The 19,200-nt window shown below is 37.6% G+C and carries 19 protein-coding genes; 6 read left to right on the top strand and 13 right to left on the bottom strand.

Going from position 1 to position 19,200, the window contains the following annotated elements:
- Position 1 precedes the first annotated feature (1 nt).
- Entirely contained in the window at positions 2-520 is a 519-nt protein-coding gene (locus ACSVH6_RS05520; protein ID WP_438076366.1) for a DUF6913 domain-containing protein, read from the bottom strand.
- Between the two features lie 78 nt (positions 521-598).
- On the opposite strand from ACSVH6_RS05520, the gene ACSVH6_RS05515 reads away from it, so the two are divergent.
- Complete coding sequence (locus tag ACSVH6_RS05515) at positions 599-1,345, top strand: 5'-nucleotidase C-terminal domain-containing protein (protein WP_438076364.1); 747 nt, start codon at positions 599-601, stop codon at positions 1,343-1,345.
- A gap of 27 nt (positions 1,346-1,372) precedes the next feature.
- Positions 1,373-2,287, top strand: coding sequence for a bifunctional metallophosphatase/5'-nucleotidase (locus ACSVH6_RS05510; protein ID WP_438076362.1), 915 nt, complete (start codon positions 1,373-1,375; stop codon positions 2,285-2,287).
- On the opposite strand, the gene ACSVH6_RS05505 is transcribed toward ACSVH6_RS05510, so the two are convergent.
- From ACSVH6_RS05505 to rpsF, 7 genes are all read right to left on the bottom strand, one after another.
- Positions 2,270-2,959 carry a lysoplasmalogenase family protein gene (locus ACSVH6_RS05505; protein ID WP_438076360.1) on the bottom strand — a complete coding sequence of 230 codons (690 nt, stop codon included), beginning with the start codon at positions 2,957-2,959 and terminating at the stop codon, positions 2,270-2,272. The two genes, ACSVH6_RS05510 and ACSVH6_RS05505, sit on opposite strands and share 18 nt — an antisense overlap.
- A 6-nt stretch (positions 2,960-2,965) precedes the next feature.
- A complete protein-coding gene (locus ACSVH6_RS05500) occupies positions 2,966-3,610 on the bottom strand; it encodes a lysoplasmalogenase family protein (protein ID WP_438076727.1) in 645 nt (214 codons plus the stop codon).
- 172 nt (positions 3,611-3,782) lie between these two features.
- The gene (gene ligA, locus ACSVH6_RS05495) at positions 3,783-5,789 is read right to left on the bottom strand and encodes an NAD-dependent DNA ligase LigA (RefSeq protein WP_438076358.1); all 2,007 of its coding nucleotides are present in this window, start codon (positions 5,787-5,789) and stop codon (positions 3,783-3,785) included.
- Positions 5,790-5,861: 72 nt separating this feature from the next.
- On the bottom strand, positions 5,862-6,335 hold the full coding sequence (locus ACSVH6_RS05490) for a DUF6495 family protein (RefSeq protein WP_438076357.1): 474 nt from the start codon (positions 6,333-6,335) through the stop codon (positions 5,862-5,864).
- 222 nt (positions 6,336-6,557) lie between these two features.
- On the bottom strand, positions 6,558-6,998 hold the full coding sequence (gene rplI / locus ACSVH6_RS05485) for a 50S ribosomal protein L9 (RefSeq protein WP_438076356.1): 441 nt from the start codon (positions 6,996-6,998) through the stop codon (positions 6,558-6,560).
- 68 nt (positions 6,999-7,066) lie between these two features.
- On the bottom strand, positions 7,067-7,363 hold the full coding sequence (rpsR, locus tag ACSVH6_RS05480; protein WP_131476582.1) for a 30S ribosomal protein S18: 297 nt from the start codon (positions 7,361-7,363) through the stop codon (positions 7,067-7,069).
- A 5-nt stretch (positions 7,364-7,368) separates the two neighbouring features.
- Complete coding sequence (rpsF, locus tag ACSVH6_RS05475) at positions 7,369-7,713, bottom strand: 30S ribosomal protein S6 (protein ID WP_438076355.1); 345 nt, start codon at positions 7,711-7,713, stop codon at positions 7,369-7,371.
- Positions 7,714-7,900: 187 nt separating this feature from the next.
- On the opposite strand from rpsF, the gene ACSVH6_RS05470 reads away from it, so the two are divergent.
- Positions 7,901-8,596 (top strand): LytR/AlgR family response regulator transcription factor, encoded by a 696-nt coding sequence (locus ACSVH6_RS05470; protein WP_162128163.1) that lies wholly within the window; start codon positions 7,901-7,903, stop codon positions 8,594-8,596.
- Here ACSVH6_RS05470 and priA read toward each other — a convergent pair.
- The 3 genes from priA to nadC form a co-directional block, all read right to left on the bottom strand.
- Positions 8,593-11,049 (bottom strand): replication restart helicase PriA, encoded by a 2,457-nt coding sequence (gene priA / locus ACSVH6_RS05465; RefSeq protein WP_438076354.1) that lies wholly within the window; start codon positions 11,047-11,049, stop codon positions 8,593-8,595. The two genes, ACSVH6_RS05470 and priA, sit on opposite strands and share 4 nt — an antisense overlap.
- 98 nt (positions 11,050-11,147) lie before the next feature.
- The gene (locus ACSVH6_RS05460) at positions 11,148-12,095 is read right to left on the bottom strand and encodes a YihY/virulence factor BrkB family protein (RefSeq protein WP_438076353.1); all 948 of its coding nucleotides are present in this window, start codon (positions 12,093-12,095) and stop codon (positions 11,148-11,150) included.
- Entirely contained in the window at positions 12,096-12,953 is an 858-nt protein-coding gene (nadC, locus tag ACSVH6_RS05455; protein WP_438076351.1) for a carboxylating nicotinate-nucleotide diphosphorylase, read from the bottom strand. It abuts the gene before it with no gap.
- A 91-nt stretch (positions 12,954-13,044) separates the two neighbouring features.
- On the opposite strand from nadC, the gene ACSVH6_RS05450 reads away from it, so the two are divergent.
- From ACSVH6_RS05450 to guaB, 3 genes are all read left to right on the top strand, one after another.
- A complete protein-coding gene (locus ACSVH6_RS05450; protein WP_438076349.1) occupies positions 13,045-14,064 on the top strand; it encodes a quinone-dependent dihydroorotate dehydrogenase in 1,020 nt (339 codons plus the stop codon).
- A 28-nt stretch (positions 14,065-14,092) separates the two neighbouring features.
- The gene (locus ACSVH6_RS05445; RefSeq protein WP_438076347.1) at positions 14,093-14,959 is read left to right on the top strand and encodes a hydroxymethylglutaryl-CoA lyase; all 867 of its coding nucleotides are present in this window, start codon (positions 14,093-14,095) and stop codon (positions 14,957-14,959) included.
- Positions 14,960-15,043: 84 nt separating this feature from the next.
- Complete coding sequence (gene guaB, locus ACSVH6_RS05440; protein ID WP_438076345.1) at positions 15,044-16,516, top strand: IMP dehydrogenase; 1,473 nt, start codon at positions 15,044-15,046, stop codon at positions 16,514-16,516.
- Positions 16,517-16,698: 182 nt separating this feature from the next.
- On the opposite strand, the gene ACSVH6_RS05435 is transcribed toward guaB, so the two are convergent.
- Together ACSVH6_RS05435 and purB are read right to left on the bottom strand one after the other, a co-directional pair.
- A complete protein-coding gene (locus ACSVH6_RS05435; RefSeq protein WP_438076343.1) occupies positions 16,699-17,427 on the bottom strand; it encodes a hypothetical protein in 729 nt (242 codons plus the stop codon).
- A 385-nt stretch (positions 17,428-17,812) separates the two neighbouring features.
- On the bottom strand, positions 17,813-19,156 hold the full coding sequence (purB, locus tag ACSVH6_RS05430) for an adenylosuccinate lyase (RefSeq protein ID WP_438076341.1): 1,344 nt from the start codon (positions 19,154-19,156) through the stop codon (positions 17,813-17,815).
- Positions 19,157-19,200 lie beyond the last annotated feature (44 nt).

Here is a 19,200-nt window from a genome sequence, read left to right as displayed (position 1 = left end):
GTTATAGTTTGTTTAGAATTTTCAAATATTTAAATAATTCATCCATGAAAACCTTGTAATTTTCAGCGTTGGTATTAATCATAAAATGATTCAATCGCTTATCAACCGAAGCGAAACCAACTTTAAAACTTGCTTTAGATAAATGAGAAACCAACAGCAAAGCTGCTTTTTCGGTGTCGTAATAATTTATCCATAAATCAAAGGGCTCAGCGATAAACTCTTTTACTTCATTTTTATCAAAGGTTCCATTCCAGCTCAAGTCTTTGTGGCTGAAAACCGGATAGTCAAAAACTTCATTCTTTTTTATTTTGTCTTTGAACACCAAAAATTTGATGTTATTTTCCTCAATTCCATTTTGAATTAATTCCTGGACCAAGGCTTCTCTTTCATAAAAATAGCTTTCGTCAAAAATAATTCCGACGGTCTTAATCACTTTATCGGAAGCAATAGGCTTAACATTGGATAAACTTTTTTTAACTATTTTTTTTGTTGAAAAATCCTTGAAGTAATTTAAAAACATACTACTTTTACTTGAATTACAAAATTACTAAAATTAGCGCCAAAAGCGATGGTAAAACTAAAAAACTATAGCGTTTTAATGAAACATTTTGTTTTATTATTAACATTTTCAGCTTTTCTTTCCTGTGCTGAAAAAAAATACACGGTAACAAAAATTGAAGGCAAAGAAATAGGCATTACAGACAAAAATGCTGAAGTAGTTGATATTGAAAATTTTATAAAACCATATCGGGATAAAATTGATAAAGATTTGAGTATTGTTTTGTCCACAGCTCCTGAAACTATTGACAAATCAGGCGAATGGCAAACCCCCATGGGAAATTTTTTATCTGACATTACCTTCCAAAAATCAAATAAAATTTTTCAATTGCGCGAAAATAAATCCGTTGATATTTGTTTATTAAACCATGGTGGTATTCGTACCGTCATTCCTAAAGGGGATGTTACTGCTCGAAATGCCTTTGAAATAATGCCTTTTGAAAACAGTTCTGTAGTGATTGCCTTAAAAGGAGAACAAATTTTGGAAATTGTCAATTATATCATTTCTGAAAAAAAACCACACCCCTTGTCCGGTATGACTTTTATCATTGACAAAAACAATCAACCTAAAAATATTCAGGTTCAGGGAATGCCTTTAGAAAATAATCGTGTTTACTATGTGGCCACATCTGATTACCTATCCAACGGAGGAGATAATATGAATTTCTTTAAAAAAGGAATTCAGAAATTTGATTTGGAATACAAATTACGCAATATCATCATCGATTATTTTAAAGAAAATAAAACAATTACAGCTAATAAAGATATTCGAATTTCCAAAGAATAGTTTGGAAACTAAATTACAGTATTAATAATGAAAAGAAGAGATTTTATTCAGAATACAGCGTTAACTTCAGCTTTTTTAGGATTAGGAGGCCTATCGTTAAGCAGCTTTAAAACATTTGATACCAAACACTTGACCATACTGCACACTAATGATGTGCACAGCTATATTGATCCGTTTCCTCCGAATCACCCTAAAAACCCTAATATGGGTGGTGTGGCCCGAAGAGCAGCTTTGATTGAAACCATTCGAAAAGAAAACCCCAATGTTTTATTGTTGGATGCCGGTGATATTTTTCAAGGAACTCCTTATTTCAATTATTACGGAGGAGAATTGGAATTCAAACTAATGAGCATGATGAAATATGATTTGGCAACTATTGGCAATCACGACTTTGACAATGGTATTGACGGGCTTTATAATCAATTACCAAACGCTGATTTTGAATTTGTTTCGGCCAATTACGATTTTAAAAACACGGTTATGAATGGTCATGTTAAACCCTATAAGATATTCCATAAAGATGGAATTAAAGTAGGTATTTTTGGCCTTGGTGTAGGACTAGAAGGATTAGTTGATAAGAAAAACTATAAAGAAACTGTATACAATGACCCCGTAGAAATCTCACAAGATATGGCTCGTATTTTAAAGCATGAGCAAAAATGTGATTTGGTGATTTGCCTATCTCACATTGGTTACAAATATAAAGATGAACCTGAAAAAATATGCGATATCAAACTCGCCGGACTCACTAAAGACATTGATTTAATTATCGGCGGTCACACTCACACATTTCTTGACAGACCTACTGTTCTGAAAAATGCTGACGGTAAAGACGTATTGGTGAATCAGGTTGGTTGTTACGGAGTAAACTTAGGACGAATTGATTTTTATTTTGATTCTGAAGCTAAAACCGCTGTAGGTAAATCAATTATTGTTGGTTGATTTTTCTGCGCTAATGACATATTTATACAATGAGAAAAAGGCTAAAGCGTTCAGTGCCATGGCCAAAGGACGAAACAACTGTTGAAACTCATTTGCTAAATAAAATTTTTCCACAAAAACACTAAACTGTAACATTACAAATAGCAAAGCACTTATGAGGAGTATTGAGTTTTGTTTATTATCATCCATCACATAGCTGGACAAAGCGACGCCCGCAAAAAGTGAAATCAGGATGTTTTGAATGACTAAAAGCATATAACTCTCTTCGGGAATATCTTGGGTCTCCATAAAAAGATAAAAGAAAATAAGCATGAAGGGTGCCGTAGCAATGATGAGCGGGATATAATCTTTAACTTTTTGCAAACTAAAAATCAGATACAATTCCAATACTCTGTGGATAGTAAACACAATTAAAGCATAATACAAGTAAATGGGTTTATTGGGGATGAACAAGAGGTTTGTAACCAATGAAAGCGACAAAACCGTTACAAATAATTTACTCGGTTGCTCCGATTTGGTGCAATACAGCACTAAAAGCAACATCGTAACGAAAGGCTTGAGTACGAAAATAAAAGATTTAGCCATAAAATACTCCGCTATAACTTCTAAAACAGCAGTTATAAAGTAAATGATTGTTAAAGCCTTTACTATGCTTATGAAGGTTTTTTGCATTGAATTTTAAATTTCTTCTATTTTATTAGTAATGACAAACTTCTGTTTTTTCTTTTCGGTATAAAAAATGTATTTAGTCAATAAAAATTGTCCTAATATGAACAACACCATAGCAATCGCCTGAAATAAATTTGCGGAATTGTAATAAAATTTCAAAAGAAATATGAACTGATTGAAAGCCATAGCTAACGTACTCAATAGTAACAAAGAATTTTTTTTATCGGACATCAGTATATAATTTCCTAAACTGAATCCTCCTAAAAAGATGGTAAATATACTTTGGGCTAAAAAAAGGTATACATTTTTACCTAAGACATCATAAGTAAAAATGGTAACAGAAAAATAAATAAACATGAAAGGAATTGACCCCAGAATTAGAGGAACAATACTGGGCATTTTTACTTTGTTTATTATAATATAGATAACCAAGATTCGGTATAGATTAAAGAAAATCACACCATAAATGATTAAATTAAAAGTACTTTGTATAAAGAGCATATTAGCAATCCAATTAAAAAAGAGTGCTAAGATGAAAAACCAATTTATTCTTTTTGAACGCCTAATGTAATAAGCCGCCAATAAAGGTAAAAGCAATGGTTTCGTGATCCAAATCCAAGTTGTATCCCCTCGATATTCAGCAATTATTTCCATTACTGCAACCAGAAAAAAGGCCATCAGCAGTTGACTTGTCATTTTGTTTTTTTTCCAACTATTGGGGTAATATCCCATCGGCTACTTTTTTATATGTTTAAAAATACAATATTATTTGGGGATTTGAATTCCTTATGCAGTTTGTTTTAAATCATTTCTTAATTAGGATGAATTATTCTTTCGTGGCAATCATGAGTAAAAAATCATCCTCCGATATAATCGGAACTTTTAACTGAACCGCTTTCTCTAATTTTGCGGGTCCCATATTTTCACCGGCTACAACAAAATCAGTCTTGGCCGAAATTGAACTACCTACCTTCCCTCCGTTATCTTCAATGGCTTTCTTTAAATCATCTCGAGAGAACTTTTCAAAAACTCCGGAAACAACAAAGGTTTTACCAATTAAAATTGTTGTGGCATTTGGATTGTGTTTTTCAATCAATTCCAACTGAACACCATATTGCCTTAATCGTTCGATAATTTTTACATTTTCCGAATTGTCAAAAAACTCAATGACCGATTGGGCAATCTTATCTCCAATTTCATCCACCAAAATCAAATCCATCATAGATGCGTGTTGAAGGGCATCAATAGATTTGTAGTGTTTAGCCAATTTCTTGGCTACGGTTTCTCCAACGTATCGAATTCCGATTGCATACAAAACCCTTTCAAATGGAACCTCTTTTGATTTCTGAACACCATTGACTAAGTTCTCCGCCGATTTTTGTGCCATACGTTCCAACGGAAGAATTTGTTCCACCGTTAGTTGGTATAAATCTGCATAATCTTTTACCAATCCGTTATTGTATAGCAATGCCACAGTCTCACCTCCCAGTCCTTCTATATCCATCGCTTTGCGCGATATAAAATGTTGAATTCGACCAATAATTTGTGGCGGACAACCATAAAAATTAGGGCAGTAATGATTAGCTTCTCCTTCTGTTCGGACTAGTTCCGAATGACATTCCGGACAATGGGTAATGTATAGTGTTGGTTCAGAATCTGTATTTCTTTTTGCAAAATCTACTCCTATTATCTTCGGTATAATTTCACCTCCTTTTTCTACAAAAACCGTATCTCCAATTCGGATATCTAATTTCTCAATTTGATCGGCATTGTGTAACGAAGCTCTTTTTACAATAGTACCAGCCAGTTGCACCGGCTCCAAATTGGCTACCGGTGTTATTGAACCTGTTCTTCCTACTTGATACGAAATCGAATTCAATCTCGTAGAAACCTGCTCGGCTTTGAACTTGTACGCCATGGCCCAACGTGGTGATTTTGCGGTATAACCGAGTTCATCCTGCAAATGAAAATCATTTACTTTCACCACTACTCCATCGGTTTCATAAGGCAATTGATGACGATGTGTATCCCAATAATTAATGTATTCAAAAACTTCATCTAATGAGTTGGCCAATTTGGCTTCTTTTGGAACTTTAAATCCCCATTTACGGGCAGCTTCCAATCCTTCAAATTGAGAGGTTATGTTTAAATTGTTTCCAACAATAAAGTACAACAAACATTCCAGTGGGCGTTTGGCCACTTCAGCACTGTCTTGTAATTTTAAACTGCCCGAAGCAGTGTTTCTGGGATTAGAATAAGGGGTTTCACCAATTTCTATTAACTCCTGATTCATTTTCTCAAATCCTTCAAAAGGAAGGATAATTTCCCCACGAATATCAAATCGGTCCGGATAATTTCCTTTCAGTTTCAGCGGTATCGATTTGATGGTTTTTATATTCGTTGTGACATCATCGCCCTGGAATCCGTCTCCGCGGGTGACTGCTCGTTTGAGTTTGCCATTTTCATAAGTAATGCTAATGGATGCTCCGTCATATTTTAACTCACAGGTATATTGCAACCGCACATTCCCTAAAACTTTTTGAATTCGGGTTTCCCAATCAATCAAGTCTTCTCTAGAATAGGAATTGTCTAGGGAATACATGCGATAGTCATGAACTACTGTATTGAAATTTTTAGTAATGGCCCCTCCAACGCGTTGTGTTGGGGAGTTTTCATCATAATATTCAGGATGTTGAGCTTCTAATTCTTGAAGTTGTTTTAGTTTTTGATCAAATTCAAAATCAGAAATAGTGGGATGATCCAACACATAATAGTTATGGTTGTGTTCGTTAAGTTCATCTCGTAAATCCTGAATGATTTTTGGAATATCCATAAAAAGAAATTGGCTATTTTAGTTACAAATTGTGTGCACTAAAATAGCCAATATTTTTGAAAAGTATAATCTTTACGATTGAATTATTCCGTTGATTTGGAGGTATAATTGCCCATCACTAAGTATAGCTCCTTGCTTTATTAAATCAAATATAGCCTGATTTCTTTCTTCTTGGTATTCCTTTTTTCCCAAATGAATTTCAACCGTGTCGGTAAATAAATTATCACTCAACCATTGTAGCCCTTCTTTCTCCATCAAATTTACTTCAGACTCTAAAGCTTTTAAAACAATCGACTGTATCAATTTTTCTTGGCAATGGAAAAGGAAGATATGGTTTTTGGAAAAGTGCTCTAAATATTGTGCGTTAGTCAAAACACCTTCCCAAATCAAATCGGAAAACACGTCTAGTTCTTGTTCTGCCACTTCGGGCTGGTTGGCTTTAATCGAATCCCATTCGGCCTTGTCTATAGACTGCGTCGCCAGAAAGTTGCTGAACTCCTGATGCAGGGCTTCGAATTGCTCTTTGGTTAATCTTTTATATTTCACTCGAATTTGTTTATTGTTTTTAATCGTTCAAACTATGCTGAAGTTACTGTGTCAATTTGTTTTTTGTAATTAATTTTGACACGCTTTTGTGTCAATTAAAAATTTTTTCTTTATTCTGACACTTCTTTGTGTCAATTATTTTTTTTTCATTTCAATTTGACACAAATACATTAAAAAAAATCCCGATTTGCATCGGGACTTTCTGTTTTGTATGTTGAAATATTATTTCTCAGCTACAATTTCGTATGGCAATTCGATAACTACTTCTCTGTGTAATCTCACAGAAGCAGCATATTTACCGGTACGTTTTACTACACCGCTGGTGATAAATTTTCTATCGATTGGTTGACCGGCAGCTTCTAAAGCAGCAGCTATATCAATATTAGTAATCGAACCGAATAATTTTTCTCCACCTGCTTTTGCAGTGATTTTAATTTCCAAAGCTTTTAAGGCTTCAGCTAATTTTTTAGCATCGTCAACAATTTTAGCTTCTTTGAAAGCTCTTTGTTTTAAATTTTCAGCTAAAACTTTTTTAGCAGAAGGAGTTGCTAAAGTAGCAAAGCCTTGCGGGATTAGGTAATTACGACCGTAACCATTTTTTACTGTTACTACATCGTCTTTAAAACCTAAGTTTTGAACGTCTTGTTTTAAGATCAATTCCATGTTGTTGTCCTTTATTAGAGAAGTTAGTCTCGTTGTGTTGCAACGAGACAACAACTATTGTTTACATATTATTTTAATAAATCGGCCACGTATGGCATTAAAGCTAAGTGACGGGCTCTTTTTACAGCTACCGATACTTTTCTTTGGTATTTTAATGAAGTTCCGGTTAAACGACGTGGTAAAATTTTACCTTGCTCGTTTACGAATTTCAATAAGAAGTCAGGATCTTTGTAGTCTACATATTTGATTCCTGATTTTTTGAAACGACAATACTTTTTAGTTTTGTTAGTTTCGATGTTTAAAGGCGTTAAATATCTGATATCTCCGTCTTTTTTTCCTGAAGCTGATTGTTGCAAATTTGCCATGATAATTAAGCTTTAGATGATTCTTTTAATTTAGCTCTTCTTCTTTCTGCCCAAGAGATAGCGTGTTTGTCAAGACTTACAGTCAAGAAACGCATTACTCTTTCGTCGCGTCTGAACTCAGTTTCAAAAGCGATTAACGCTTCAGGAGACACTTGGAATTCGAATAAATGGTAAAAACCACTTTTCTTGTTTTGGATTTCGTAAGCTAGTTTTTTCAAGCCCCAATCCTCTTTCGATACCATCTTTGCTCCTTTAGCAGTAAGAAAATCTTCAAATTTGCTTACTGTTTCCTTTACCTGAACTTCAGATAAAACGGGATTTAAGATGAAAACAGTTTCGTAATGATTCATAATAAAATGATTAAAATTTTAAATTGGGCGCAAAAATATAAAATACTTTTGAATAAACAATGGGTGATGGTGATAAATCGGCTAAAAGTAAAAAATACCGTTTAAAAGCAAAAAAAATCGATAAAATGTTAGGTGGATTAAAAAAAAGATTCTATTTTTACAACTCCAAATCTATAAAAATAAAATTATGAAACTAAATTGTGTTGTTGTTGATGATAGTTCAATCCAAAGGATGATCATCGCAAAGTTAGTGAATAATCATCCAAATCTACATTTAGTTGGTGATTTTTCTAATGCAATTGAAGCAAAAAATTGCATGTCTGTACATACTGTTGATTTAATATTTCTAGATATAGAAATGCCGGTCATCAGTGGTTTTGATTTTCTGGACGGATTAAAAGTAAAACCCCAAATTATTTTTATCACGTCGAAAGCCGAATATGCTATGAAAGCATTTGACTATGATGCTACGGACTACCTACAGAAACCGATAGCTCTGGATCGTTTCAATGCTTCTGTGAGAAGAGCAATGGATTTCCATATGCTGAAAAAAGAAAATCAGGAAGAAGAAGGTGAACACATTTTTATTAAAAGTAATCTCAAAAAACTTAAAGTGTACACCAACAAGATTAAGTGGATTGAAGCCTATGGCGATTATGTAAAAGTAGTTACCGAAGAAGATAGCAATCTGGTACTTTCCACAATGAAGTCTTTTGAAAAAGATTTATCCAAAGATAAATTTATACGCGTGCACAAGTCCTATATTATTAATATTGATAAAGTAGAGCGTTTTAATAGCAAGTTTGCCGAAATTGGAGTCACAAAAATTCCGTTGAGTCGAAATAAAAAAGAAGATTTAATTAAGGCATTGGCTATTGCTTAATAAAAGTCCACATTTACAGTAACTTTAATAGTTCTGTACGGAGCAACCAAATCAAAACTATTCAGTACTTTCTGGATAGTTTTTTTTGTGCTTTGCAGCGGTGCTTCTCCGGGGATTTTAACCATAATCACACGGATATATTCATTGCGAACACGACTCACTACAGGTTCTTCCGGACCAAGTACCGGAATTGACAAATTTTGCTTTAATACCTGATACAACCACATCGAACCTTCTTTTAGCTTCTCAAAATCGCGATGTTTTAAGGTTAGGCGAATCAAACGATAATACGGAGGATAGTAATAAATCTTTCTTTCATAAAGTTGCTCTTTATACATCCCTTCATAATCGTTGTTGGTGACTTGCTGGATTATATTATGTAGAGGATTATACGTTTGGATAATCACCTTCCCTCTTTTCTCTGAACGCCCTGCCCTTCCTGAAACCTGTGTCATCATTTGAAAACTTCGTTCAAAGGCTCTGAAATCAGGATGATACAACATATTATCAGCATTCATAATCCCTACCAAAGACACATTATCAAAATCCAATCCTTTGGCCAACATCTGAGTACCCACTAAAACATCAATTTCCCTGTTTTTAAATCCATCAATGATTTTTTCAAAACTGTATTTCCCACGGGTAGTGTCCTGATCCATACGTTTGATATTCTTTCCGGGAAATAATTCTGCTAATTCCAATTCGATTTGTTCGGTTCCAAAACCTTTCGTTTCTAAATCCACACTCGAACAAACATGACAGTTGGTTGGTTTGGCCATTGAATATCCGCAATAGTGACATCGCAGTTGATTTTTATATTTATGATAAGTCAAACTTACATCGCACTGTGAACACTGAGGTACGTGACCGCAACTCATGCATTCCAATACCGGAGAGAACCCCCTGCGGTTTTGAAATAAAATTACTTGTTCACCATTAGCAAAGGCTTCAGTAATAGCCTCTATAAGAGTCAGACTGAAATGACCCTTCATTTTCTTTCTGAAATAACTGTCCTTAAGATCCACCAATTCAATTTCGGGCAGTTGTACTTTTCCAAATCGTTCTTTCAACGTAACCAACCCAAACTTACCGGAAGTCGCATTATAGTAAGTCTCAATACTTGGCGTAGCTGAACCTAGTAAAACTTTAGCTTGATGAGCATTTGCCAATACAATAGCAGCATCTCTGGCATGATATCTTGGCGCAGGGTCTTGTTGCTTGAAGGTAGCCTCATGCTCTTCATCAACAATGATTAATCCTAAATTTGAAAAAGGCAAAAACAAAGCTGAACGTGCCCCGATAACAATCTGAGCCGATGCGGCATTTTGGTTCACATTATTCCAAACTTCCACACGTTCGTTATTGGAATATTTGGAATGGAACACAGCTACTTTGTTCCCGAAATGCTTTGTCAAACGGGAAACCAATTGGGTGGTTAAGGCAATTTCGGGCAACAAATACAACACTTGTTTCCCTTTTTCGCTATACTCTTCAATCAATTTGGTATAAATCTCCGTCTTCCCGCTCGATGTAACACCGTGGAGCAAACAAACGTCTTTTTCGATAAATTTATCTTTAATTTTAGTTAAGGTGATTTTCTGAATTTCACTTAAAACCAATTCGTTATCAGATTTATTTTTATCAAAATTGACACGATCTTCCTGAAGATAATATTCTTCAAAAACTTGCTTGTCGACTAAGGCTTTTACAATGGCTGCTGACGATTTGGTTGTTTCTGTTAGTTGTTTGACTGATATGGGCTTTTTTTCCTGAGCGTGTAATTGAAAGTACTGCAAAACCAACTCTTTTTGTTTATTGGCATTTTTATTAAAGTTATCCAATAGACCAATCAAATTAGCTTCCGATTCATACTGCTTATGCAAACGAATGTACCGAATGAGTTTGGGCTTATATGCCTCCTGAATTTCTTCCTGGAGAGTGACTACTCCTTTATTTATGAGTCTTTGAATAACCGGCAATACCGTTTTTTTGTTAAGGATGCCCATAATGTGCTCCACTTTTAAAGAAGACTGGTGTTGTAAAGCCTCATAAATTAAAAACTCATCGTCTGTCAAAGTAGCTTCATCAATGAGAGCTTCCTGTTTTTGGGAAATAATGGTTTCGCTTTCAAGCAAGAGAGCCGATGGTAATGCTCCTCGATACACATCACCAATAGTGCACATATAATAAGACGCAATCCAAAACCAATGATTAATTTGAACTTCATTAACTATCGGTTGTTCATCCAGGATTTGGTGAATCTCTTTGGCTTCGTAAAGCGTTGGCGCCGTTTGATGCAAGTCAATAACTAAAGCGGTATAAATTTTATTTCGTCCAAACGGTACCGCTATTCGCATTCCTTTTTTTATAAAAGCATATTCAGCTTCTGAAACCTTATAAGTAAAGGTTTTAGGCAGTGAAAGCGGCATGATGACTTCAATAAAAAAAGACATAATAAAGGTGGTTTGTAAAAATGGGGACCGTTGGTGTTTAACCCTGAATGAAGAACTACCATATAGCTTCTACAACAGGAATCAGGTCGATACAAATGTTAAGGTTGGAGTTCTAATTCTTTTTGTTTTTCGCGCTTGATGTGTTGTATAGAAGCATTTAGATCAAATCCCAACAGCAAAACCATACAGTTAATCCAAATGTAAAACATGACTACCAATAACGTACCAATGGAGCCATAGAGTTCATTGTATTTTGAGAATTTCACTACCCAAATTCCAAAGAAGTAGGATGAAATAATAATCAGTATGGTTGTAAATACAGAACCAATAGAAATAAAGGGGCGCTTTCTATCGTGCTTGATTCCAAATTTGAATAACAATGAAGTGGCAAATAATATCATTAGTATCACAAAAATATAACGTCCCATTTCTATCAGCGGAATGTTATCGGACAAGACATCCTGTATTTTTGTTTTTTGAATAAATACCTCAAAGATTACGATGGCTGCCACCGTTATGAGCAACAATAACGATAATAGAATTGACAAGGCCAAGGCAACAATATACTGTCGAAAGAATTTACGCTTAGAAGTTATATGCACATGATGTGAGCTTTCAAACCCGCCAAGAATAGCATTAACCCCATTGGTCATCAACAAAATAGCCATCAAAAAACCTACTGATAACAAACCGCTGTGACTGTTGTGCAAAATATCATTGATGATTTTATAGATAGCGTCGTATGTAGTAGGCGGCACACTCTGTTGTACAAATCCCAAAAAATCATCCTGAAATCCTTGAATCGGAATGTACGGGATAAGGTTCAATATAAATAACATAAACGGAAACAAAGCCATAAAAAAACTCCAGGCAATAGCCGAAGCTCGGTAAGAAATGGCACCCTCTACTATACCCACAAAGTACAAATCAATCAATTCGTATAACGACAGACCATGAAGCCACGGCAGCTTTATTTTGTGCAGCAAAAGGGCAAGCTGTCTCAATATTGGAATTTTGGTGATTTTATCTTCGGTTTCCACTGGCATTTAGAAGGCTTTAAGGCTTAAGTCCATATTGTATATTGAATGTGTCAATGCGCCGGAAGAGATATAATCCACACCGCATTCTGCATACTGACGAATCGTATTTTCATTGATGTTCCCGGACGACTCTGTGAGGCAGGTATCACGAATCAAATCAACGGCTTTACGGGTATCTTCAAAATTGAAATTATCAATCAGAATACGATACACTCCTTCATTTTGAAGTATTTCTTTTATTTCATCCAGGTTTCTGGCTTCGACAATGATTTTTAAATCCAGATTGTTTTCCTTTAAAAAAGCTTTGGTTTTGGTAATCGCTTGGGTGATGCCTCCGGCAAAATCATTGTGATTGTCTTTGAGCATAATCATGTCATATAACGCAAAACGATGATTTTCTCCTCCCCCTATTTTTACTGCCCATTTTTCACAGGCCCGGAAACCAGGTGTGGTTTTGCGGGTATCTAATATTTTAGTCTTGGTCCCTTCCAATAATTTAACGTATTGATTTGTTTTGGTTGCTATGGCCGACATACGCTGCATCGAATTCAACACCAAACGCTCTGCTCTTAAAATCGACTGAGAGCTGCCCGAAACATGAAAAACCACATCACCGTGTTTTACCTCGGCACCATCATTGATAAAGATTTCTACTTTTAGCGTACTGTCGACTTCAGCAAATATCATTTGCGCAAATTCTACTCCGGCTATGATGCCGTTATCTTTGACCAAAAGCTTTGCTCTTCCGGTGGCGGTATAGGGGATACAGGCTAACGAACTGAAATCACCCGGTCCAATATCTTCCCGAATGCCGTTTTCTATAATTAATTGGAGCTCATGCTCAAACTGTTGCTGTGAAATCATGTCAAAAAAATTGTTTTGCTAAAATAGAATATTATTTACCGAATAAAAAATGAATTTGATTTTCTATTTTTGCACTACAACAACACTACACATGTACAAACTACTCATCCGCCCGATTCTTTTTTGGTTTGACCCCGAAAAAGTACATTATTTCTCCTTTGGTTTTATTCGGTTTATTTCTAAAATCCCTTTTGTTTCCAGTATCTTGAAGTCGATTTACGAAGTCAAAGACCCTCGTTTGGAACGTGAAGTTTTTGGCTTAAAGTTTAAAAACCCTGTGGGTTTAGCTGCCGGTTTTGACAAAGATGCCAAATGTTATCAGGAACTGTCCAACTTTGGTTTTGGTTTTATCGAAATAGGAACCTTAACTCCCAAACCACAGGACGGCAATCCCAAAAAACGATTGTTCCGTTTAAAAGCGGATTCTGCCATCATCAACCGTATGGGTTTTAATAATGGCGGCGTGGATGCTGCTGTACTGCGATTAAAGAAAAACAAAGGTGTTTTAATAGGTGGCAATATCGGAAAAAACAAAGTTACCGATAATGAAAATGCCACCTCTGATTATATGATTTGTTTTGAAACACTCTTTGATTATGTCGATTATTTTGTGGTCAATGTAAGTTCCCCAAACACCCCTAACCTCAGGGCGCTTCAGGATAAAGAACCGCTGACCGCTTTACTGCAAACCCTGCAAAATAAAAACCTGACCAAACCCAAACCTAAGCCCATCCTTCTGAAAATTGCTCCCGATTTGAGTGATGATCAATTAACAGACATCATTGATATTGTGAACACGACCCAAATTGCCGGTGTGATTGCCACCAATACTACGCTTTCCCGCGAAGGGCTTCATTCGGAAAACAAAACAGAAACGGGTGGTTTGTCCGGGAAACCGTTAACCAAACGCGCTACTGAAGTGATTCGGTTTTTGTCTGAGAAAAGTAACAAGTCCTTCCCTATCATTGGCGTGGGCGGTATTCACTCGGCTGAAGATGCTATGGAAAAATTAGAGGCAGGAGCTACTTTGATTCAACTCTATACCGGGTTTATATATGAAGGACCGGTTTTAGTAAAGCAAATCAATCAGGCCATTTTGAAAAAATCTTAGTAACTTAGCCCTTTTGCAACCCGAAGCTTTGAACACCAACGTAAAAATCATCGAATGTCCGCGAGATGCCATGCAAGGCATCAAGACTTTTATTCCTACTGAACAAAAAGTACAATACCTCCAAGCCCTGCTACGCGTAGGGTTTGACACCATTGATTTCGGGAGTTTTGTATCGCCCAAAGCCATTCCGCAAATGCAGGACACTGCTGAAGTATTGGCCCAACTGGATTTGTCACAAACCCAAAGCAAACTGTTAGCCATTATTGCCAATACGCAGGGAGCACAACTGGCTTCCGTTCATAAAGAAATTCAATATTTAGGTTTTCCCTTCTCTATTTCTGAAAATTTTCAGATGCGAAATACCCATAAAACGATTGCTGAAAGCTTAGTTACCCTCAAGGAAATACTCGACATTGCGGCGGCTTCTGACAAAGAAGTGGTTGCCTATCTTTCGATGGGCTTTGGGAATCCGTATGGCGACCCATGGAATGTAGATATAGTGGGAGAATGGACCGAGCGCTTAGCGAACATGGGAGTCAAAATCCTTTCGTTATCGGATACCGTAGGTAGTTCCACACCGGAAGTGATTGATTATTTGTTCTCGAATTTAATTCCAAAATACCCTCAGATTGAATTTGGTGCCCACTTGCATACCACTCCGGATAAATGGCATGAAAAAGTAGATGCCGCTTACAAAGCGGGTTGTGTACGTTTTGACGGAGCCATCCAGGGCTTTGGAGGCTGTCCGATGGCCAAAGACGATTTGACCGGTAATATGCCTACCGAACGACTGCTTTCTTACTTTACCGAACAAAGGGCCCATACCAACACGAGACCTATGAGTTTTGAAAGTGCTTATAACGAAGCGACTAAAATTTTCAGTCAATACCATTAAAGTTAAAAACTTCGTAAATCGTACTACGTACTTCTAACTTTTACCGTATATTTGCACGCAATTTAACTACAACTACAAATTGCAATGAACGCACACAACACAAAAATCATCGGTGAGGGTTTAACCTACGATGACGTTCTTTTGGTACCTAATTTTTCTGAAGTATTACCAAGAGAAGTTTCTATTCAATCCCAATTTTCCAAAAACATCAGTCTTAATGTTCCTGTCGTTTCTGCGGCTATGGATACTGTTACGGAAAGCGCTATGGCTATTGCTATGGCTCAGGAAGGCGGTATCGGCGTGTTACACAAGAACATGACCATTGAACAACAAGCCGCTAAAGTGCGCAAAGTAAAACGAGCGGAAAGCGGAATGATTATCGATCCGGTAACTTTGCCTTTAACGGCTACCGTAGGTGATGCCAAAGCAGCCATGAAAGAATTCGGTATCGGCGGAATCCCAGTTGTAGATGACAATCAAATACTCAAAGGCATCGTAACCAACCGTGATTTGCGTTTTGAAAAGCAAAATTCCCGTTCTATTTTGGAAGTCATGACTTCTAAAAACCTTGTCACTGCTGCTGAGGGTACTACTTTACAGGAAGCAGAAGGTATTTTGCAACAAAATAAAATTGAAAAGTTACCGGTAGTAGATGCACATAACAAACTGATAGGTTTAATAACTTTCAGAGATATCACCAAATTATCCCAAAAACCCATAGCCAACAAAGACCGTTTCGGTCGTTTGCGCGTGGCCGCTGCTATCGGAGTCACTGCCGATGCTCTTGAACGCGCAACAGCATTGGTCAATGCCGGTGTAGATGCCGTCATTATTGATACCGCACACGGACATACCAAAGGAGTAGTCACTGTGTTGAAAGAGGTTAAAGCTAAATTCCCTGAGTTAGACGTTGTGGTAGGTAATATTGCCACTCCCGAAGCCGCCTTGTATTTGGTAGAAAACGGTGCCGATGCCGTAAAAGTAGGTATTGGTCCCGGGTCTATTTGTACAACCCGCGTGGTGGCCGGTGTGGGATTCCCGCAATTCTCTGCTGTTCTTGAAGTAGCAGCTGCTTTGAAAGGAACCGGAATACCGGTAATTGCTGACGGAGGGATACGGTATACGGGAGACATCCCGAAAGCCATAGCCGCCGGTGCCAGCTCCGTGATGCTGGGTTCACTCTTGGCCGGAACTAAAGAATCTCCGGGAGAAACCATCATATTCGAAGGACGTAAATTCAAATCTTACCGTGGTATGGGGTCTGTTGAAGCGATGCAGGAAGGCTCCAAAGACCGTTATTTCCAAGATGTGGAAGACGATATCAAAAAGTTAGTGCCTGAAGGTATCGTGGGACGCGTGCCGTATAAAGGGGAACTGAATGAAAGCATGCAACAATTCATTGGCGGACTGCGTGCCGGTATGGGCTACTGTGGTGCCAAAGACATCCCTACCCTACAGGAAAACGGACGTTTTGTTCGCATCACTTCCAGCGGTATTACTGAAAGTCATCCGCATAACGTAACCATTACAAAAGAAGCTCCGAATTATTCGCGTTAAAAGTATTGCGTTTACAGTCGCAGTCGCAGTTACAGTATGAAATGCAGTCAGGAGTGGTAATATCATCTCTTTAATTTGTTTTTTACAAGGCATTTTAGGTGCTTTTCAAACAAATTGACTTCATTAACTATAGAAAGCCGTGACTGAAAACTGCGACTGCAAACTACATCTTTAACGGTAAACTAAACACCTGCCCAAAGGATAACACTCGGGTTAAACGCTTTATGGTTCAGGCTGTACCTCCCGCTTACGGAATTGGTAGCATAATAGCCCAATTGCGCCGTCGCTACCAGTACACTTTGCTCCGGTAACAACTCGCTTATCCATATTTGTTCAGCTAAAGTAGTAGTTGATTTAGTCATTGTAAATACCATACTTACAGTCTTTAGTAATTCTCCTGTTATGATGTCTGTTGCCGTGATACACACCCGCAATTCGGCATTTGTACAACGGTCAGGATAACGAATACTTTGTGCCGTATTCAGCTCGGGCAGGGTAATTTTCAAGGTACGGTTAGGCGTTATTTCTGTCGTTATAGCGGCTTTGCAATAGGTTTCAAACAGCGATTGGGTATTGCATTCAAATCCTTTCAGGCTATCCAAAGGAGTATTGGACCAAGTGCGTTCCCCTTTGGGTTGGGTCGTATTGTGCTGCAAGGCAGTATACAGTGCGGAGGTAAGCCGTTGACTCACCCTACTGTCGGTATTGCCGAGCCATAAAGGGTATAGCCCCATTCTCAGATATTTGCTCCACGTACTGCAATACCGAAACTCTGTGCCGCTCACCCGGGTGGCTTGGGTTTGTTTCACCTTCGTCGGTTTACTGCGTACTACTGTTTTACCAAACTGCTGCTGAAAAATAACAGGACCTATTGTGCCGCTCAACTGATTTTTATACCCTTGCGTTGCCATCTTGTTTTCATTTAAGTTACTGTATATCAAATCATATCAAAATGCGTACCAAGTCTAATCAATAAAAGCATTTTATCAGACTTGCCTTAGACTTGGATTAGACTTCCTATAGTGTTGGTTGCTGAAAAGGCAGCGGCTGTCATTCGTAAAAATTGGGTTTACTTCCCGTTATCTCTTTCGTAAGTTGTTATTTTCCGGAATTGAAATAGCCCTTAAGCGAGGACCGGACCGAATTTTATATCTGATGGGATTTTAAGAAGTTCAGAAACCACCAAGACAAGCGGTTTGAATAACGCTTTCTGAGCGGCTACACATAACTATACAGACTAAAAAAGGCATAAGAATACTACTTATGCCTTTTTGTTGGTCTTATGATGGTATTGCGTTAAATCCCGGTATAATTGGACGGGCTGATATGAAGTAATTCTTCCTTAACAGTCTCAGATACGGCCAAGGTTTGTATAAAAGTCTGTATGGCTTCTTTATTGATTACGGTATTGGTACGGGTGAGTTCTTTTAATGCTTCATACGGATTAGGGTATCCTTCCCTTCTCAGTATAGTCTGGATTGCTTCCGCCACTACGGCCCAATTGTTCTCAAGGTCTTCGGCAAACTTGCTTTCGTTTAAGAGCAATTTGTTTAATCCTTTTAAAGTCGCTTCAAATGCAATAAGGGTATGTCCCATCGGCACGCCAATGTTGCGCAACACCGTACTGTCGGTCAAATCGCGTTGCAATCTTGATACCGGCAGTTTGGCCGAAAGATGTTCAAAGATGGCATTGGCCATGCCTAAATTACCTTCCGAATTTTCAAAGTCTATCGGGTTTACTTTATGAGGCATGGCAGAAGAACCAATCTCTCCGGCTTTAATCTTTTGTTTGAAATAGTCCATGGATACATAGGTCCATATATCGCGATCTAAGTCAATCAGTATGGTATTAATGCGTTTTAAGGCATCAAAGAAAGCCGCAAAATGGTCGTAATGTTCGATTTGGGTAGTGGGAAAAGAATGGTGCAATCCCAGGGTGTCTTCCACAAAATCGGTACCGAATTGTTTCCAGTCTACTTTAGGATAAGCCACATGATGGGCGTTGTAATTTCCGGTAGCCCCACCAAATTTGGCAGCAAACGGAATGTTGAACAACTGACGCATCTGCTCTTCCAGACGTTCCACAAAGACCAATAGTTCTTTTCCTAAACGTGTCGGTGATGCGGGTTGTCCGTGGGTGCGTGCCAGCATAGGAATGTCTTTCCACTCCATGGAAAGTTCTTTTAACTTAGCTATAACCGCAACTAATGACGGTAAATACACTTTTTCAAAGGCTTCCTTCGTAGATAGCGGAATAGCCGTATTGTTGATATCCTGAGACGTTAACCCAAAGTGGATGAACTCTTTGAATTCACTTAAGCCCAAAGCTTCAAACTTGTCTTTGATGAAATATTCTACGGCTTTGACATCGTGATTGGTGGTCTTCTCGGTTTCTTTAATCCAAAGAGCGTCTTCCGTGGTGAACTCCGTATACAGCTTTCGCAAATCGGCATAAACGGATTTATTAACCGCTTTTAACTGCGGTAATTCTACCTCGCACAAGGCGATAAAGTATTCAACTTCTACCAGTACGCGGTATTTGATTAAGGCTTCCTCGGAAAAGAAAGCAGCCAGTCCTTTCGTATTCTTACGGTAACGGCCGTCTATAGGCGAAATGGCATTGAGTGTAGTTAGTGACATGAGTAGTGTGGTGTTTAGTGCTGCAAAAATAACTATTAGTTATA

Origin of the sequence: Flavobacterium sp. XGLA_31 (genome assembly GCF_051547105.1) — a bacterium.
GTDB lineage: Bacteria > Bacteroidota > Bacteroidia > Flavobacteriales > Flavobacteriaceae > Flavobacterium.
The sequence above is the reverse complement of the archived record's forward strand: the minus strand, read 5'-3'. Positions and strand labels throughout refer to the sequence as shown.

Coding starts and splice junctions, on each gene's coding strand:
- ACSVH6_RS05505 (WP_438076360.1), bottom strand. CDS start 2,959: ATGCAAAAAACCTTCATAAGCATAGTAAAGGCTTTAACAATCATTTAC.
- purB (WP_438076341.1), bottom strand. CDS start 19,156: ATGTCACTAACTACACTCAATGCCATTTCGCCTATAGACGGCCGTTAC.
- ligA (WP_438076358.1), bottom strand. CDS start 5,789: ATGGATATTCCAAAAATCATTCAGGATTTACGAGATGAACTTAACGAA.
- ACSVH6_RS05450 (WP_438076349.1), top strand. CDS start 13,045: ATGTACAAACTACTCATCCGCCCGATTCTTTTTTGGTTTGACCCCGAA.
- ACSVH6_RS05470 (WP_162128163.1), top strand. CDS start 7,901: ATGAAACTAAATTGTGTTGTTGTTGATGATAGTTCAATCCAAAGGATG.
- ACSVH6_RS05435 (WP_438076343.1), bottom strand. CDS start 17,427: ATGGCAACGCAAGGGTATAAAAATCAGTTGAGCGGCACAATAGGTCCT.
- nadC (WP_438076351.1), bottom strand. CDS start 12,953: ATGATTTCACAGCAACAGTTTGAGCATGAGCTCCAATTAATTATAGAA.
- rpsR (WP_131476582.1), bottom strand. CDS start 7,363: ATGGCAAATTTGCAACAATCAGCTTCAGGAAAAAAAGACGGAGATATC.
- ACSVH6_RS05510 (WP_438076362.1), top strand. CDS start 1,373: ATGAAAAGAAGAGATTTTATTCAGAATACAGCGTTAACTTCAGCTTTT.
- ACSVH6_RS05460 (WP_438076353.1), bottom strand. CDS start 12,095: ATGCCAGTGGAAACCGAAGATAAAATCACCAAAATTCCAATATTGAGA.
- rplI (WP_438076356.1), bottom strand. CDS start 6,998: ATGGAATTGATCTTAAAACAAGACGTTCAAAACTTAGGTTTTAAAGAC.
- guaB (WP_438076345.1), top strand. CDS start 15,044: ATGAACGCACACAACACAAAAATCATCGGTGAGGGTTTAACCTACGAT.
- ACSVH6_RS05500 (WP_438076727.1), bottom strand. CDS start 3,610: ATGGAAATAATTGCTGAATATCGAGGGGATACAACTTGGATTTGGATC.
- rpsF (WP_438076355.1), bottom strand. CDS start 7,713: ATGAATCATTACGAAACTGTTTTCATCTTAAATCCCGTTTTATCTGAA.
- ACSVH6_RS05520 (WP_438076366.1), bottom strand. CDS start 520: ATGTTTTTAAATTACTTCAAGGATTTTTCAACAAAAAAAATAGTTAAA.
- priA (WP_438076354.1), bottom strand. CDS start 11,049: ATGTCTTTTTTTATTGAAGTCATCATGCCGCTTTCACTGCCTAAAACC.
- ACSVH6_RS05515 (WP_438076364.1), top strand. CDS start 599: ATGAAACATTTTGTTTTATTATTAACATTTTCAGCTTTTCTTTCCTGT.